Source organism: Pseudaeromonas sp. HNCC25DJ180 (assembly GCF_055413345.1).
In genome coordinates this window covers 1-17,536 of record NZ_JBVAYF010000007.1, presented here as the reverse complement: position 1 = coordinate 17,536, position 17,536 = coordinate 1, and the positions used below count along the sequence as shown (strand labels likewise).

The following is a 17,536-nucleotide window of genomic DNA, read 5'->3' as shown; positions in this document are numbered from 1 at the left end:
TTAGCCCTCCACTGCGCGACCACGTTGCGGGAAGAGCCCGCGTGGCCGCTTTTGAATAAACAGAATAATGGCGATGAGGATCAGTATCTTGGCCAACATGGCGCCGGCGACCGGCTCCAGCAGCTTGTTGACGACTCCCAGGGTCAAGCCGGCGACCAGCGTGCCCCACAGGTTGCCTACCCCGCCGAAGACCACCACCATGAAGGCATCTATGATGTAACCCTGCCCCAGATTGGGCCCCACGTTAGTGAGCTGGGAGAGGGCCACACCGGCTATACCGGCAATGCCCGACCCCAGACCGAAGGTGAGCGCATTGACCCGGGCCGAGCGCACGCCCATGTTGCGGGCCATGGCGCGATTCTGGGAGACGGCACGCACCTCCAGCCCCAGGCGACTGCGCTTGAGCAGCCACATGAGCCCGGCAAAGAGCAGCAGGGTGAAGAAGATGATGACCAGGCGATTGAGGGTCAGGGCGAGAAAGTCGTTGATGACCCAGGTGCCGGACATCCAGCTGGGCATGATCACACTCTGGTTCAGGGGCGAGAAGATAGAGCGCACCGCCTGTTGCAGCAGCAGGCTGATGCCAAAGGTGGCCAGCAGCGTCTCCAGCGGCCGACCATAGAGGAAGCGGATAACCCCCCGCTCTATGAGGATGCCCACGGCGCCGGAGACCAGGAAGGCAGCGGGAATGGAGAGCAGCAGGGCCAGACCGGGTTGACCCGGCAACCATTTTTGCAGCACAAAGGTGGTATAGGCGCCCAGCATCATCAGCTCGCCGTGGGCCATGTTGATGACCCCCATGACGCCGAAGGTGATGGCGAGCCCAATACCGGCCAGCACCAGCACCGAGCCCAGGCTGATGCCAAAATAGAGGGTTTCGACCCCGGCAAAGAAGCGTTGACTGCGCTCTATCCCCTTCAGGGCCAGGCTGGCTTGTTGCTGCACCTTGGCATCGGGGTCGCTGGCGGCAAGCTGCTTCAGGCGCGCCAGGATCTGCGGGTTACGAGCCTCGGCCAGCTTTGGAATGGCCTGCAGTCGCATCTCACTCTCCGTGGATTGACTGGCCAGCAGGGCCAGCACCTCACCATAGGCTTGCTGCACACCTGGATCGGACTCTTTGGCCTGACGCGCCTGCAGATCGGCCAGCTGCTCGGGGCTGGCTTGCCCCAGCAGAGATTTGACGGCCGCCAGACGCTGGGCGGGCTCGGGGGCATCCAGCGCCAGATTGGCCGCCAGGCGGGCTAATTGATCACGCAGGGCATTGTTGAGCCCTACCCGTTTGAATTCTTGGCTTGCGCCGGGGAGCGGCTGGTTGTCGGTGGCCGAGACAAAGCTCTGTCCCTGGCGGATCACCAGCTGTTTGTCGCTCTTGCGATAGAAGAGATCCCCCTGCTGCAGGGCTCTGAGCAGCGGGGCCACATAGGGTTGATGACTCTGGGCTAGCGTAACAATGGCCGCTTCTTTGGCGCTAAAGTCCTTGCTGGTCAACACAGCCAGGGCTTCTGGCTCCGTCATGGCCTGCAGTTGCGCACTCCAGAGCATAAACAGCAGGGCCAGCAGGGAGCCGATCCCGTGCTGGATGCGTTTGATCCGGGAGTACAGATGGGCAGACTTGGGCATCATGACATCCTTGGTATGAGGTGAAACCAGGAGGTGGGGCATCATGCCCCACCTCCGCTTTACACCGCCTGGCCGATGGAGAGATGGCCAGGCAGCTTGGGGGGCTTAAAACACCCTATTTGCTGCTACCACCGCACTTACCGGTTTTCACGTTGAAGTTGCCGCAGGCAAGGGGCTTACGCCAATCGGAGATGAGATCCTTGGAGCCAGGCAGATAGTCTGACCACTCGTCGCCCACCACAGTACCTGGGGTTTCAGAGACCACTTCAAACTGGCCATCGTCCTGGATCTCACCGATCAGCACCGGCTTGGTGATGTGGTGGTTCGGCATCATGGCGGCATAGCCCCCGGTCAGGTTGGGAACGCTCACACCGATCAGCGCATCCTGCACCTTGGCCGGATCTGTGGTGCCGGCCTTCTCGATGGCCTTGATCCACATGTTAAAGCCGATATAGGTGGCTTCCATCGGGTCATTGGTCACGCGCTCAGCCTTGCCGGTGAACTTGTGCCACTTGTCGATAAAGGCCTGGTTCACCGGGTTTTCTACGCTCTGGAAGTAGTTCCAGGCGGCCAGATGCCCGACCAGAGGTTTGGTGTCGATGCCGGAGAGCTCCTCTTCCCCCACAGAGAAGGCGACGACCGGAATATCCTTGGCGGAGAGCCCCTGATTACCCAGCTCCTTGTAGAAGGGCACGTTGGCATCGCCGTTGATGGTGGAGACCACGGCGGTTTTCTTGCCTGCCGAGCCAAACTTCTTCACATCCGCGACTATGGATTGCCAATCGGAGTGGCCGAAGGGGGTGTAGTTGACCATGATGTCCGCCGCAGCGACGCCCTTGGACTTCAGATAGGCTTCGAGGATCTTGTTGGTGGTGCGTGGGTAGACGTAGTCCGTCCCCAGCAGGGCCCAGCGCTTGACCCCGTTCTCCATCAGATAATCCACGGCCGGAATGGCTTGCTGGTTTGGTGCCGCCCCAGTGTAGAAGACGTTCTTGGAGGACTCTTCGCCCTCATATTGCACCGGATAGAAGAGCACGCTGTTGAGCTCTTCGACCACTGGCAGTACAGACTTGCGAGAAACGGAGGTCCAGCAGCCAAAGATTGCCGAGACCTTATCCTTCTGGATCAGCTCACGGGCTTTTTCCGCAAACAGCGGCCAGTTAGAGGCCGGATCCACGACCACAGCTTCGAGCTTCTTGCCCAGTACCCCACCCTTCTTGTTCTGCTCGTCAATGAGCATCAGCATGGTGTCTTTGAGTGTGGTCTCGGAGATGGCCATGGTGCCGGAGAGGGAGTGCAATACCCCAACCTTGATGGTCTCCTCTGCGGCGGCCACGCTGGCGGAGGCCATGGCCAGAGCCAACAAAGACAAACGGGTAACCTGCTTTACTGTGGATGATGTCATGAAACTTCTCCTTGTTAAGACGACGTTATTGCTTGCTGTTATTGCCTTAGGTTTTTGATGACGGTTGTTACATTGACAACCTGCCTGTCCAACTGATGTTGACTGCATGTAACTCACTGCCTGGCCACACGTTTTACTCATGGGGCCGAGTGACAGTGCTGGTTCCCCCCTGCCGCTGGCTCCGCTCCCGGGCGGAGTGCAGCATGTGCAGGGTGATTTTGCGCACCTCAGCCTTGCTGGCCTCGATGTGCGACTTCAGTAACCGCAGCGCCTCTTCGCTGCGGCGTTTGAGCACGGCGCGCAAGATGGCGCCATGTTCGTTGTAGGTAGCATCGATACGAGGCCCCTGAGTGAAGTCCAGGCGACGAATGATGCGAATGCGCTCGCTGACCCCCTTGTGGATGGCGGCCATCTCCTGGTTACCGCACGCCTCGACCAGCAGGCAGTGAAAACGCTCATCCAGGGCACTCACCTGCTGACCATCATCCAAACGCGCGTCATCATCTATCAGCCAGGTGGCCTTGAGCTCGGCTATGGCCGCCCCCTGAGGTTGGCCATCACACAATCGCCGTATGGCCGCCTCCTCCAGCACGATGCGCACGTCGTAGAGATCTTCGAAATACTTGAAATCGAAGGGCCTGACCTGCCAGCCGCTGCGAAAATAGACCTCCACATACCCCTCTTGCTGCAGGCGATAGAGGGCATCGCGCACCGGGGTGCGGCTGGCCGCCATACGCTCGGCCACCTCGTTCTCACTGAAGCGATCCCCCGGCAGCAAGGAGAAGGCAAAGATCTGCTCCTTGAGCTCGGCATAGATGCGGTCAGCCATGCTGGTCGGGCGCTGTTTAGGCGCCCCCAGGCGGCGTTCCGCCTCATGTTTGTGCTGGGAAATTACGGGCATAGTGGCCTCCTGAGCTAGCTGCAGACGGGTTCACAAGCTGCGGTCGCCGCGATATAGAGCAGGGCTTCCCCCGCCTGTACCGGCCGACCCGCCTTGCACTTGATGCTCTGCACCACCCCATCCATGGGCGCATGGATGGCAAACTCCATCTTCATCGCCTCGACTATCAGTAAGGGCTCGCCCGCCTTCACCTCCTGTCCCGGCTCGACCAGCAGCTTCCAGATATTGCCGCTGATATCGGCCTCCACCGGATGGTGCCCCTCGGGGATCGCTTCGTTGTCGCTCACCTGCTCGGCCAATTCGGCCAGCTGGGCCTCTTCCCCTTGCCACAGGGCGACCTCGGCAGTAAATGCCACCTGCTGACGCGCCTTGAACTCGGCAATGCTCTGGGCGTTATCCGCCAGGAACTGCTCGTAACGGGCCAGGGAGAAGGTCTGCTCCTCGATGCGGATCTGCGCCTTGCCGTGACGGAAGGCCTCGCGCTGCACATCCAGCTCTGCCTCGGTGACCGGGTAGAAGCGCACCTGATCGAAGAAGCGCAGCAACCAGGGGGCGCCGGGGGCAAATTGCGGGTTCTTCAAAAACTTGTTCCAGATAGGCAGGGTGCGCCCGACAAGCTGGTAGCCGCCCGGGGAGTCCATGCCATAGATGCACATATAGACGCCGCCTATGCCGACTGTCCCCTCGGCCGTGTAGGTGCGGGCCGGATTGTATTTGGAAGTCAGCAGGCGATGGCGCGGATCCACCGGCACGGCGCAAGGCGCTCCCAGATAGACATCCCCCAGTCCCAGCACCATGTAGCTGGCGTCAAAGAGTATGTCGCGCACCTGCTCGCGGCTCTCCAGGCCGTTGATACGCTGGATAAAATCGACGTTGTTGGGCAGCCAGGGGGCGGTGTCGCGCACCGACTGACGATAGCGGGCGACGGCATCCAGGGTGGCGCTGTCTTCAAAGGCCAGCGGCAGATAGACCACCCGACTTGGCACCTCCAGGGTGCTGACCGGGGGTAGCTGCTCTTCGCGCGCCAACAGGGCGGCGATGAGATCGCGCTGATGGATGACCCGGCTGTCATAGCGGATCTGCAAGGAGCGCACGCCCGGCGCCAGCTCGGCTACCCCGCTGATGGGCTCGGCCTTTAGCGACTCCATCAGGGCATGGATGCGCATACGCAGCCGCAGATCGAGCACGTTCTCGCCATACTCCAGCAGCAGGTATTTATCCCCCGCCTGACGGTAGGCCACGCCGGGATGCTCCCCTTGGGCGGGCAAGGCGCTGACCACACAGGCCGAGACTGTGGTAGAGGGCAGCAAACTGACGGTGCCATGAGTTGGCAGCGCCGGGGCACTCAGCTGCGCTGTGGCACTGAGCTGCACCGGGGCACTCAGCTGCGCTATGGCGGCATCCCAGGCCAACTCCCGGGCCAGCGCCTCATCAAAGCTCATGGCCTTGAAGTGGATGCGATCACCCGGTTTGACCTGCCCCACCTTCCACAGCTCGGCTTTGGCTATGGTGACAGGGCAGACAAAGCCCCCCAGGCTCGGGCCATCGTGGGTCAGGATCACCGGCATGTCGCCGGTAAAGTTGATGCTGCCGATGGCGTATTCGCAGTCGTGAATGTTGGAGGGGTGCAGACCCGCCTCACCGCCATCACTGCGGGTCCAGCTCGGCTTGGGCCCCACCAGACGCACACCCAGACGGTTGGAGTTGTAGTGCACCTGCCAAGGGGTAGCAAAAAACTGCTCTATGGATTCCGGGGTGAAGAAATCCGGGGCGCCATGGGGACCATACAGCACACCAATCTCCCACAGGGCCCCTTCGCTCTGGGCCTGCGGAAACTCGCCGAAGCCGGGCGCCAGTTGGGGCGGTAACGCCCCCAGGTGCGGGGCTTGTTCCGTTTCGCTTGCCAGGGGCAACACATCGCCGCTGCGCAGTGGGCGTCCGGCATGGCCACCAAACTGCCCCAAGGCAAAGGTGGCGCGACTGCCCAGATAACGGGGTAGATCGAGGCCGCCGCGCACCGCCAGATAGGTACGGCAGCCCTGGGTGACCTTACCCAGCACCAGTTGTTGTCCGGCCTTGACCTCAACGCAGTTGTGCATGGCCACAGGAGTGCCATCGAGCTGGGCAGCACAGGGGGCACCGGTCAGGGCGATCACTGTGTCGCTGTGAAAACGCAAGGTGGGGCCCAGTATGGTGCACTCCAGGCCGGCTGCCTCCGGGCTATTGCCCACCAGGCGGTTGGCCAGACGGAAGGCGCGATCATCCATGGGGCCTGAGGGCGGGACACCTATATCCCAGTAGCCGACGCGGCCCGGGTAATCCTGCACTGTCGTGTAGGTGCCGGCGGCCAGCACTTCGATGGCGCTCGGTTGAAAATCAAAGCCGTTGAGGGCCTGGGTGGCCACATCGCCTGTGAGGAAACGCTGCCAACGGGTGATCTGGCGCAGATACTCCAGGTTGGTGGCAATACCGGCCAGCTGGGTCTGATCCAGTGCCTGCTGCAACTTGGCCAGCGCATCGGCTCTATCTTTGCCATGCACTATCAGCTTGGCCAGCATGGGATCATAGTGGGGTGAGACCTCACTCCCCTGCTCGACCCAGCCATCGACCCGCACCCAATCGGCATCGGGAAAGCGCACCTCGGTTAGCGTGCCCGGCGAGGGCTGAAAATTCTTCAAGGGATCTTCGGCGTAGATCCGCACCTCCATGGCGGCCCCTTGCGGCACTGGCAACTGGGTCATCAATGGCGGCTCACCGGCGGCGATTTGCAGCATCCAGGCCACTAGATCTATGCCGGTCACCGCCTCTGTGATGGGGTGCTCGACCTGCAGGCGGGTGTTGACCTCCAGGAAATAGAAGTCATCGCGCAGGCCGTCATAGATAAACTCCACCGTCCCCACGGACTGGTAGCCCACCGACTCACCCAGCGCCACGGCGGCGGCCAACATGCGGGCACGGGTGGCGGCGGGCAGGCCAGGCGCCGGTGTCTCTTCCACCACCTTCTGGTTACGACGCTGCAAGGAGCAGTCACGCTCGCCCAACGCCACCACCTTGCCGCGGCCATCGCCGACGATTTGCACCTCCACATGGCGCGCCTCTTCCACGAAGCGTTCGATGAAGATCCCGGCATCGTTGAAGAATTGCTCCCCCTGCCGCTTGACGGTGGCAAAAGCCTCGGCCAGCTCGGTGGCACTGTTGCAGCGGGTCATACCGATGCCGCCGCCCCCGGCTGTGCTCTTGAGCATCAGGGGGTAACCGACGCGCTCGGCTTCATGTAGAGCATGTTCGACTGAGTCGAGCAGACTAGAGCCAGGCGTCAACGGCACACCGGCGGCGGCGGCCAGGGCGCGGGCCTCGTGCTTCAAGCCAAACTGGCGCAACTGGGTGGGTGTCGGGCCGACAAAGGTAATGCCCACGGCGGCGCACTGCTCGGCAAAAGCGGCATTTTCTGAAAGGAAGCCATAACCGGGAATGATAGCCTGGGCGCCGCTGACCTGTGCCGCGGCGAGGATCTTGGCGCCTTGCAGGTAGCTCTCGGCAGGCGAATCGCCCCCCAGGGCGATAGCCTCATCGGCCAGCTGTACCGCCAGCGAGTGACGGTCGGCATCGGAGTAGACGGCCACACTCTTGACGCCCAGTTGGCGCAGGGTACGGATGATGCGGACGGCGATCTCGCCCCGGTTGGCGATCAAAACTTTATCAAACATGTGAAGATCCCTTTCTTAAAACAAATTCGCTAGTAGCCTGCGTGGTCAAGGCGTATCGGGTGGTTTACCGGGAGGCCAGATAGGCTCGCCAACCACCAAACTCGGTAATATCCAGTGCACCGTTCAGGGCCGAGGGCTCACAGATAAAGCCCTTCACCTGACGGCCATCGGCCAGGGTGACGGTGCCGAGCCCCAACGGCGCGGGGACGCCAGCCAGAAAGTCGGCCCAACCACTCTTGGGCAGCGCCCAGAGCTCCAGCTCAATCGGCTGCCCCTGGCTATCGCGCACCAGGGCCGGTTTGGCTGGCTGAGAGTTGGCCAGGGCATAGAGACGGTAGTTATCCGCGCTCTGGCAGCGCTCCAGCAAACGGGCGCCGCGGCTGGTCAATTCATGGTTGAGCGGCATGCCGGAAAGGTGCGCCCCCACTACCGCCAGCGGCAGTGTCTCGCCAATTAATGTGCCGGAGTGGCTTGTGGCTGCAGCCGGTGCCGGCAGAGTCGTGGCCCCCAGGGGCAGTGCCAGTTGTGGCTGCCAGGTGAGCGCCCAGTCGGCCAACGCCATCTCATGCCAGGCGGGTGCTATGAGGGTGATGCCAAAGGGCAAGCCATCGCGGCGAAAGCCCACAGGCAACGCCAGGGCCGAGCAGTCGGCCAGATTGACAAAGTTGGTATAGGTGCCGAGCCAGGAGTTAACCAGAACCGGCTCTTGCGCCACCTGCTGGCGGGTCGGAAGCAAGGGGGCCGTGGGCACCAGCAGGGCGTCAAACTCGTTAAAGATGTTGGCAATCTGCCGCTGCAGCGCCATCCGCTGATATTCGCTGCGATAGGCACTGGTGGCACTATGTCGGCTGGCCGTGGAGACTATGGCCGCTACTGTCGGATCCATGGCCGACTTGTGCTCGATCATGAAGGTTTCCAGGGCCGCATGGCGCTCGGCCACCCAGGGCCCCTCATAGAGCAACTTGGCCAGCGCATACATGGGTGAAAAGTCGATGGCTTCGATGCGGGCTCCCGCGGCCTGCAGCTCACGGCAGCTCTGCTCGAAGGCAGCCTGCTGCGCGCTATCGCCAAACCACGCCATGACACTGGGAATGGCCAGACGGGGGCGGCTTCCTAGTCCTTGGCGGGGCAAGGGCACGGGCGCCGGGCGGGAGTAGCTATCGCTACCATCAAAGCTGGTCACCAGAGTGGCCAGCAGACGGCTATCGGCCAGCGTCAGGGTAAAGAGCGAGACACAATCGAGAGAACGGCAGGCAGGAACCACACCCGAGGTACTGAAGGCACCGCGTGTTGGCTTCCACCCCACCAGGTTATTGAAACCGGCAGGCACCCGGCCTGAGCCTGCGGTATCGGTGCCCAGCGCAAACGGCACCAGACCACGAGCCACCACAGAGGCCGAGCCTGAGCTGGAGCCGCCACTGATAAAGCTGGTATCAAAACTGTTAGGGACGGCACCATAGGGGGAACGAGTGCCCACGAGACCGGTGGCAAACTGATCCAGGTTGGTCTTACCCAGCACTATGGCCCCCGCCGCCTTCAGACGGGCGACAATCTGGGCATCTTGCGCCGGACGATAGGCGAACTCTGCGCAGGCCGCTGTGGTGGGAAGCTCGGCCACATCAATATTGTCTTTAACCGCAAAAGGCACTCCATACAGCGGCAGCGCTTTGGCATCGGGGCGGGTTGCTAACGCCGCCAACTGGCTGGCCAGTTGGGCCGGGGTGATCAGGCTGATCCAGGCCGGATCCTGGGGGTTGAGTGAGCCGAGCAAGGTACCCAGCAAACGCTCTGGTGTGTCACCTGCTACCCGGTACGCTTGTTGCCAAGCTGCTATGGTCCATCCTGTTGTCGCCATGCCGTTGCTCTCGCCTTGCATCCTGTCTTGTATGCAAGTTGGTATATCAAGGGCTGTGCCACTCCGGGATTACTGCCAGATTTAAATCATAAAAGTCATATTAATTAATCTGTTACGCAGAATATGCCGGAGCGATAGATAAGAGACGCGCAGCTTATCTATAGTGAGGCCTTGCACCAAACCACACCAGGTTGCAGCCAGCTGGGGAGAAGCTATGGTGCAAAACAGGGCATGTCAGACCCGAGCTTCGATCGAGCCGACGGCCATAGGCTTTGCATCGCAAAGGCATAAACTAGAGCGTCAACTCAAGTTGTGATATCTGTCAGGTTAAGGGATTAGCTTCATGCGGCCCCTTCCATTACCATAGCTAGCTCACATGGAGTTGTGAGCGTCTCATGCCACTGGATCGGCCCCCCCAGGGCGGTAGCCTGCCTGTTAAACCGAGTGCTTATCTTCGGCATCACTGCGCTCACAGGTCGGATAACGGACTGCGCACCCCGTTGGCCCCCTGTTGCAGTACATGGGTATAAATTTGTGTGGTACGTACATCGCTATGGCCCAACTGCTCTTGCACAGTGCGAATGTCTGCCCCCCGGGCCAGCAGATGGGTGGCAAAGGAGTGACGCAAGGTGTGGCAACTGATGGGCTTATTGATCTTGAGCTGCCTGGCCGTCTGCCGAACCGCTTTTTGCACTGTGGAAGGGTCCAGATGGTGACGACGGATCAAACCATCGGAGGGATCGGCACTGAGCCGGGTGGCAGGAAAGAGATAGTGCCAACCTAACTCCTTGTTGGCCTGCGGATACTTGCGCGCCAGGGCATCGGGCAACCAGACACCGGCATACTGTTCATCCTGCAGATCGCTCAGATAGTAACGTTGCACTGCGCTGATCTGCTCACGCAATGACTGCACCAGCTCTGACGCCAGGGTGACGCGCCTGTGTTTGCCCCCCTTACCATTCCAGACCATGATGCAGAGATAGTGAAAATCCAGATCCTGCACTCGTAGCCGCATAGCCTCCATCAGACGCAAGCCACTGCCATACATGAGCTGGGCGGGCAGGCGCAGATGCACCGGCATGGCCAGCAGCAGAGCCCGCACCTCCCCCTGAGTCAGTACGGTTGGCAGTTTGGGCGCCCGCTGACTGCGGCGAAAAGCGATCTCCATGACCAGGGGTTGCTGCAATACTGTCTTATAGAGAAACACCAGGGCATTGAGCGCCTGAGCCTGAGTCTTGGCGGCTACATGGCGTTCATTAGCCAGATAACTCAGATAGTTGCCCACCTGCTCTGCGCCCAGTTCACTGGGGTGGCGCATATTGTTATAGCGGATAAAGCCGACAATCCAGTGCAAGTAGGCTTCAATTGTTGCCATGGAATAACGCAGCATGATCATTAGCTCATAGATATGAGCCAGAAACGGAGAATTGGGTTTGCGCATAATACCTCCGGCCTTTAGCTGTATATATAAACAGCATAAACCCGAGGAGGTCCCACTACAAACTATGTGGAAATATTCCGTCTTTCGCGTTTAGATCGTCTACACTCCCAACCCATTAGGTTGATTTAAATGGGGATTTTCCCATCCCCTACCCTCAACCACTCAGACTATGCCGCACAACTCCCCGCTCTTTTACGGATTTGTTCCGGCTAATAAATTGTTAGCCATTTTGGATCATGCAACGTGAACCTCATTCTAGAAAATACAGACCAAGTTCGTTTCTTCACTGACATGGCGCTAGTGTTCAATTCCTTAGGGATTTCTGCTGCAGATTACGATTGGTACGTTAGCGACATTGAGACAAATTGCTCAGAGTCGATGTTTTCTCAAGATAACCGATGGATCTCTGGCCGAGATCTGCAACATTTCCTAGACAATAGCAATATTCAGTTTATTTGGGCTGTGTTCAGTGCCTTACCCAAAGGGGTTCACTTCGTTGTCGAAACGCCTCCTTACGTTTACAACAATCCGAGTTACTGGAGCGGAGAGGATGTGCGGCCACAATTAGAGGATGCACTCTTTGAAATAGTATGCTGGGATAGCAGTGCGACAATACTCATTGATCTCCCAGCTGAAGCAGAGGCATCATTTATCCGGGCGTTTTCTGATACTCGCAATCTCGTCAGCGTGGCACAGTGAAATGGCTAACAAATAGTTTAAGTCGTTCGCTTCGCTCACTGGGACGCGCATAAAAGCCGCGCGCCCCATAACTAAAATGTTATGACTCAATGAGATCAAAATGATTAATCAGTTACCACAAGGCCTCAAGACGATAGTGAATCTTGAATACCAAGCAGGTAACAAGGTAATTCAGATAGGCCATCATTGGCCCCAGAGCGGTAAGATAAACGTATTACTTGATAAACAGTTCATCGCGAAGTACCCATATATCCCTGATGTAAAATATGCTGAAGACTTGGATCCTCATAATCCAATTGAGATGTACTTTGATATAAACACAGGGGATTGTGTGTTTTGCTCCAAGTTTAAATCTCATAACAAATAGTTTAAGTCGTTCGCTTCGCTCACTGGGACGCGCATAAAGCCGCGCGCCCCATAACTAAAATGTTGTGCGTGCTGTCGGTGTTGAGTGGCTCCAGGGCAAAAGCAGCCAGTAGTTGTCCACAGAGAAATGACCAGGAGTTAGAGAACCGTCATCCTCTTGTGGCGTGAACTTAGGCTCACCACGTTGTCAGCAACATCTTGGTGGCTTTGTTCAGGCCAACTTTATCATCGGCCGCGATGCTCTCGCCTTCTTTGTTCCAACAGGTTGGCCAGTTGCATTGGCACCGGTGCTTGTTCTTTGTTCCAACCAAGTCTGCGGTGTAATCAGGTTTGTCTCGCTGTTGCCCAAGCGGCGGGCGTAGTTAGCACCGGTTCAGCGCACAACAAAAATTTCAATCGGACTGGCCTTAAGCGTCCGGTTTTCCAAATCAGGGGGTTGGTTCTTGGCCAGCCGCTTAAACAGACGTTAGGTGTGATCAGAAATGTGTCAGTCACTCGCGAAATCATTCGTTATCTTGGTGTTTCTATCATCATTGAGCGTCAATGTATTCTCAAGTGAAGTCAGGGCTATCTGCTCCAACAACGTTACCATCGCTGCTTTCATCGAATTAAAATCCAGAGATTTTCGCTTCTGGGAAAACCTTCAATTATCTAATAGTGGCAATTATCTCTTTGGATTGCTTCACGTCAAAAACAGCTCAGCCACAAAGGCATTATTTTCTACTGAGGGTGTTTTGTTATCGATTGACGGTCAGAAGTTGCAAAGAGCATACAAGAACACAATCGCATCAGAAACAATCGACCATGCTGGAATTTGGCTAGAACCAAATGAAGAAATTGAAATTAACGTCTATTGGCCTACCGTTCTTGATAAAGATGCAGTGGCACACTCTATCGTTTTATCGTGTGATCCAATCAAAACAACAGGAATGACACCTAACAAATAGTTTATGTCATTCGCTTCGCTCACTGGGACGCGCATAAAGCCGCGCGCCCCATAACTAAAATGTTAGAGGTTAATGTGAGAATTCGCATAATCATTGTCACTCTTAGCCTGCTGCTGGTCGGGAGTAATATCTTTTGGCTGTACAGAACAGTCGACTCTGCAGTCACTCGATCATATATGGAACAAGAGCTTTATGAGCTGAACGGCTCCAATACTCAAGCAATTGGCATACTGAAAGAAGCTCTTGCTGGAAAAACCAAAGAAAATGTACAGGCCATGGCAGCTAAATTCACAGTTCTGCAACCGTTTGAAAAAGATGGCTGCTTGTGGCTCGGTTGGTATGGATTCAAATTCTCAAAATCAGAAATATTTGTAGATATAGCTACGACTCAAGAAAGCCCAAATAAACCAGTCTGCGAACCAGACCTCTAACAAATAGTTTAAGTCGTTCGCTTCGCTCACTGGGACGCGCATAAAAGCCGCGCGCCCCATAACTAAAATGTTGTGCGTGTTGCCAGTGATGAGTGGTTCCAGGGCAAGAGCAGCTTGTAGTTGGCCGCAGAGAAATAGTCAGGTGTTAGAGAACCGTCATCCTCTTCTGGCGTGAACTTGGGCTCGGCGCTTCATCTGCAGCCATTTGGTGGCTTTGTTCTGGTCAACTTTACTTATCAGCCTCGGCGCCCTCGCCTTCTTTGTTCCAACCAGTAAGGCTTGAATGCCAGCCTTAGCGCCCCTTTCTGCTTGGCGTTGTTCTGGTTCAACAAGCCATCAGGCTGGTTTTCGTCGTTGCCCAAGCGGCTGGCGTAGTTAGCCTCGGTTCAGCGCACAACAAATATTTCAACGGGACGCGCATAAAAGCCGCGCTCCCGTTAACTAAGACGTTGTGCGTGTTGCCAGTGATGAGTGGTTCCAGGGCAAGAGCAGCTAGTAGTCAGCCGCAGAGAAATGGCCCGGTGTTAGAGAACCGTCATCATCTTGTGGCGTGAACTTCGGCTCGGCACGTTGTCAGCGGCATCTTGGTGGCTTTGTTCTAGCCAGCCTTGGCCATCTGCCTCGGCGCCCTCGCCTGCTTTGTTCCAACAGGTTGGCCTGTGGCACCGGCTCTAGCGCTTGTTCTTTGTTCCAACTAAGTCTGCGGTAAAATCAGGTTCATCTCGCTGCCGCCCAAGCGGTTGGCGTAGTTAGCCTCGGTTCAGCGCACAACAAACATTTCAACGGGACGCGCATAAAAACCGCGCTCCCGTTAACTAAGACGTTGTGCGTGTTGCCAGTGTTGAGTGGTTCCAGGGCAAGAGCAGCCAGTAGTGAGTTACAAAGAAATGGCCAAGTGTTAGAGAACCGTCAGCCTCTTGTGGCGTGAACTTCGGTTCGGCACGTTGTCAGCGGCATCTTGGTGACTTCGTTCTGGCCAGCCTTGCTCATCGGCCTCGACGCTCTCGCCTTCTCTGTTCCAACAGGTTGGCCAGTTGCATTGGCACCGGTGCTTGTTCTTTGTTCCAACCTGTTGGGCTTGAGCGCCAGCCTTAGCGCCTCTTTCAGCTTGGCGTTGTTCTGGTTCTACTGGTCATCAAGCTGGTTTCGCTGTTGCTCAAGCGGTTGGCGTAGTTAGCCTTGGTTCAGCGCACAACAAAAATTTCAATCGGACTGGCCTTAAGCGTCCGGTTTATCATTCACAGGTTGGCATAGGCCAGCCGGTTAAATAGACGTTAAATGTACAATTTCACTGTCATCGAGGCTTTATGGACATAGCACCCCTCCCTGTTCCATTTAATGACAACTCAATAAAGGTCTGTATGGTTCAATGGGATGATGAAAATGAAACTAGGGTCGAGGTATGTCTTCGTAAGACACAAGAGAGGGCTGAGGTTACGTTTGATTGTGCTATTGGTGTCAGAATACTTAATGAGCTAGATATTGCGGCGTTTTGGTTGTCTGCCCCAGAAGGATCCTTATCGTCCAGTTGGCTATTCCATGTTCAAAGTGGAGGGTGGTTCGACTTCGAATCACAAAGAGACGACTTTTATTCAAAACATGAAGATATAAACATCCAAGAATATTTGGTTGCTGGCTATCGTGAATGCGTATCCATATTCTGTTTAGGTGAGCCCAGAGTTCGGGTCATAAGTTCATTTAACAAATAGTTTAAGTCGTTCGCTTCGCTCACTGGGACGCGCATAAAGCCGCGCGCCCCATAACTAAAATGTTATAATTATTGGAGTTCAATGTGTTAATCGATGTGTTAAGTGTTGTTGCTGTAATTGCTCCAGTTATTACTTCTATAGTTGCAATAGCAACGGTTTTGGCTATTTACAAGAAAAACTCATTTGATAAATCATTATTACATGACAAACAATATACGGAAGAGGCTCTTTCAACGCTAGAGAATGCATTCAATATACTTACTGTTGATTGTAATAATCAAGTTCCACCTCTACCCGTACGAATCAACTGGATTAATGCTGCGAGAGAAATTGAAAACTACAAGAAAATTTATGAACTAATCACATCTGATGTGTATAAGCTTGTATGCAAATCCAAAGAGAGATATTGGAGAGATCGCTTCAGTGATGCATTAGGGATGCACAATTCAATTCATGCTAGTTTTTATGCAGCAAAAAGTTCAACAGATATAGGCCTTCATTCTGGCTCAGTATTGGTTGTTTATAGTTTTGCGTGCTGGACGTTAGATGATAAGTGTCCGTTAGATAGTGTTAATTATGAACAATTGGTTAAACATTGCGATCCATTAAAAGGCAATCATGGGTTAAGAGATTATGTTTCCCAATCGAGTGACTGGGGGCACTTAACAAAATTATAACCAATAGTTCAAGTCGTTCGCTTCGCTCACTGGGACGCGCAAAAAGCACGCGCGCCCCATAACTAAAATGTTAGGCTGCTCGTCGATTTGCTGGCAACTCAAGGCTTTTCATAACCATGACCAGTACTCATAAAATACAGACTAAATATTTAGTAGCACTCATCTTCATTGGATTGGTAAACTTTGCTGTGTATATGATTGTGGCTGTAAATTCCGGAGGTGATGCAGTCAACGGGACAATTGTTAACGGAAGATATTTCCTTGCGAATCATGGCAGTTTTACCGAAACAAGTCGCCTCTTTTTTTGGTACAGCAAGATTCATACTTATTCACTTTGGATTACGCACCCAATCACCATTTTTTCAATGTGGCGGTTACAGTCGAGATGGAAACGGCATAAATGAACATCGAGAAATACCCATCACTTAACAAAAAATATGCAGCTTTCATAATATTAATTGGTGCATCGAGTGGCTGTTTGTTTTTTTATTATGCCATTTCTAAATCAACAGATGCTCCGACAGCAGCTATATTACTGTCTTTCGCTAGCCTTGCAATCGGCGGATCAATTTTCTCAGTGCATTCTGCATCAAGAATTCTAGTGACCGGTGATGACATTAAATTGAACAAAACAGTTATCAAATGGAGTAATATCACCAAAATTGAAACTATTGGTTATGGCATTCACATTCATGAAGGCAGTAAAAGAATTATCATTGCACCTTGGGCATACCAAGAGCCTGAATCATTAATTGCATTTATCCGAGATCGAATTCGAGAACAACCTAACAAATAGTTTAAGTCGTTCGCTTCGCTCACTGGGACGCCGCAAGCGGCGCCCCATAACTAAAGTGTTAGCTGCTTACCAACATTAGATATTTAACTTGATGGAGAAAGAATGACGAAGCCTCGCGTATTTATCGGCTCATCAGTTGAGAGTCTTCCAATCGCAGATGCCATTGCTGAAAATCTAGAGTTCGATGCAGAAGTTACTGTTTGGCGTACCGGCACTTTCAATCTAGCAAGTAATGCACTTGATGATTTAATAGATAAAACCAGATATGTAGATTTTGCGATTTTCATCTTTTCGCCCGACGACCTAACAACTATGCGATCTCGTGAAAAATATGTTGTTCGCGATAATGTTGTTTTCGAGTTAGGTTTGTTTATTGGTGCAATAGGCAAACGAAGATGCTTTATTGTTAAACCTCGAGATGTTGAGTTACATTTCCCTAGCGACTTATTGGGTATTACACCAACAGATTATGACGCAAACCGTCGTGATGGTGATTTATCTTCATCTTTAAATTATGCAGCCACACAAATTAAACGTGCCTTCAATCAACAAGGCTTACTCACAGCACAAGCCAATACACCTCAACAACGTATCGATATAAATCAGGTATTATCACAATTGACTGATATAGATTTAATTGTGATGTCAGCATTATTGGAATCTCTAAATAACGATGTTGAAGGGTGCACTAGTTGGGATTTATCGAATAAATTAAACAAATTCAACATGTCAACCGCACAAATAAATTTAGCGGTAATTAAGTTAACTCGAGCAGGCATGATCGAGAAATCCAATTGTTCTGATTTTAACGGAAATGAATATTTTGCGTTCAAACTATCTGAATATGGTATAGACAGCTGCATTTCTCATCAAAACCGCATCGAAAAACTATGCGAAGCAACACCAATAGCTAATAAATCTTGGCAACAGCAGCTAACAAAAAATTAGTGTCGGATGGCTTTCAGCCACCGCACAATTCGAA

The 17,536-nt window shown here is 54.5% G+C and carries 12 protein-coding genes; 6 read left to right on the top strand and 6 right to left on the bottom strand.

Annotation, left to right across the window (positions count from 1 at the left end; translation table 11 throughout):
- The 6 genes from urtB to ACZYTD_RS07730 form a co-directional block, all read right to left on the bottom strand.
- Window positions 1-1,665, bottom strand: a complete 1,665-nt coding sequence (urtB, locus tag ACZYTD_RS07755) for an urea ABC transporter permease subunit UrtB (RefSeq protein WP_463890957.1) — start codon at window positions 1,663-1,665, stop codon at window positions 1-3.
- Window positions 1,666-1,735: 70 nt separating this feature from the next.
- Window positions 1,736-3,025 (bottom strand): urea ABC transporter substrate-binding protein, encoded by a 1,290-nt coding sequence (gene urtA, locus ACZYTD_RS07750; protein WP_463890955.1) that lies wholly within the window; start codon window positions 3,023-3,025, stop codon window positions 1,736-1,738.
- A 133-nt stretch (window positions 3,026-3,158) separates the two neighbouring features.
- On the bottom strand, window positions 3,159-3,926 hold the full coding sequence (locus tag ACZYTD_RS07745) for a GntR family transcriptional regulator (RefSeq protein ID WP_463890952.1): 768 nt from the start codon (window positions 3,924-3,926) through the stop codon (window positions 3,159-3,161).
- 14 nt (window positions 3,927-3,940) lie between these two features.
- On the bottom strand, window positions 3,941-7,633 hold the full coding sequence (gene uca / locus ACZYTD_RS07740) for an urea carboxylase (RefSeq protein ID WP_463890949.1): 3,693 nt from the start codon (window positions 7,631-7,633) through the stop codon (window positions 3,941-3,943).
- A gap of 64 nt (window positions 7,634-7,697) precedes the next feature.
- On the bottom strand, window positions 7,698-9,488 hold the full coding sequence (atzF, locus tag ACZYTD_RS07735) for an allophanate hydrolase (protein WP_463890946.1): 1,791 nt from the start codon (window positions 9,486-9,488) through the stop codon (window positions 7,698-7,700).
- Between the two features lie 469 nt (window positions 9,489-9,957).
- A complete protein-coding gene (locus ACZYTD_RS07730) occupies window positions 9,958-10,929 on the bottom strand; it encodes an integron integrase (RefSeq protein WP_463890943.1) in 972 nt (323 codons plus the stop codon).
- Window positions 10,930-11,172: 243 nt separating this feature from the next.
- Here ACZYTD_RS07730 and ACZYTD_RS07725 point away from each other — a divergent pair, with 243 nt between their 5' ends.
- The 6 genes from ACZYTD_RS07725 to ACZYTD_RS07700 all read left to right on the top strand — a co-directional run bounded on the left by ACZYTD_RS07725 (window position 11,173) and on the right by ACZYTD_RS07700 (window position 17,502).
- Window positions 11,173-11,628, top strand: coding sequence for a hypothetical protein (locus ACZYTD_RS07725; protein WP_463890941.1), 456 nt, complete (start codon window positions 11,173-11,175; stop codon window positions 11,626-11,628).
- Window positions 11,629-12,476: 848 nt separating this feature from the next.
- Window positions 12,477-12,941, top strand: a complete 465-nt coding sequence (locus tag ACZYTD_RS07720) for a hypothetical protein (RefSeq protein WP_463890939.1) — start codon at window positions 12,477-12,479, stop codon at window positions 12,939-12,941.
- Window positions 12,942-13,117: 176 nt separating this feature from the next.
- Window positions 13,118-13,372: a hypothetical protein gene (locus ACZYTD_RS07715; protein WP_463890937.1), complete on the top strand. Its 255-nt coding sequence runs from the start codon at window positions 13,118-13,120 to the stop codon at window positions 13,370-13,372.
- 1,792 nt (window positions 13,373-15,164) lie between these two features.
- Window positions 15,165-15,758: a hypothetical protein gene (locus tag ACZYTD_RS07710; protein ID WP_463890930.1), complete on the top strand. Its 594-nt coding sequence runs from the start codon at window positions 15,165-15,167 to the stop codon at window positions 15,756-15,758.
- A 400-nt stretch (window positions 15,759-16,158) separates the two neighbouring features.
- Window positions 16,159-16,554: a hypothetical protein gene (locus tag ACZYTD_RS07705; RefSeq protein ID WP_463890928.1), complete on the top strand. Its 396-nt coding sequence runs from the start codon at window positions 16,159-16,161 to the stop codon at window positions 16,552-16,554.
- A 102-nt stretch (window positions 16,555-16,656) separates the two neighbouring features.
- Complete coding sequence (locus ACZYTD_RS07700) at window positions 16,657-17,502, top strand: TIR domain-containing protein (protein ID WP_463890926.1); 846 nt, start codon at window positions 16,657-16,659, stop codon at window positions 17,500-17,502.
- Window positions 17,503-17,536 lie beyond the last annotated feature (34 nt).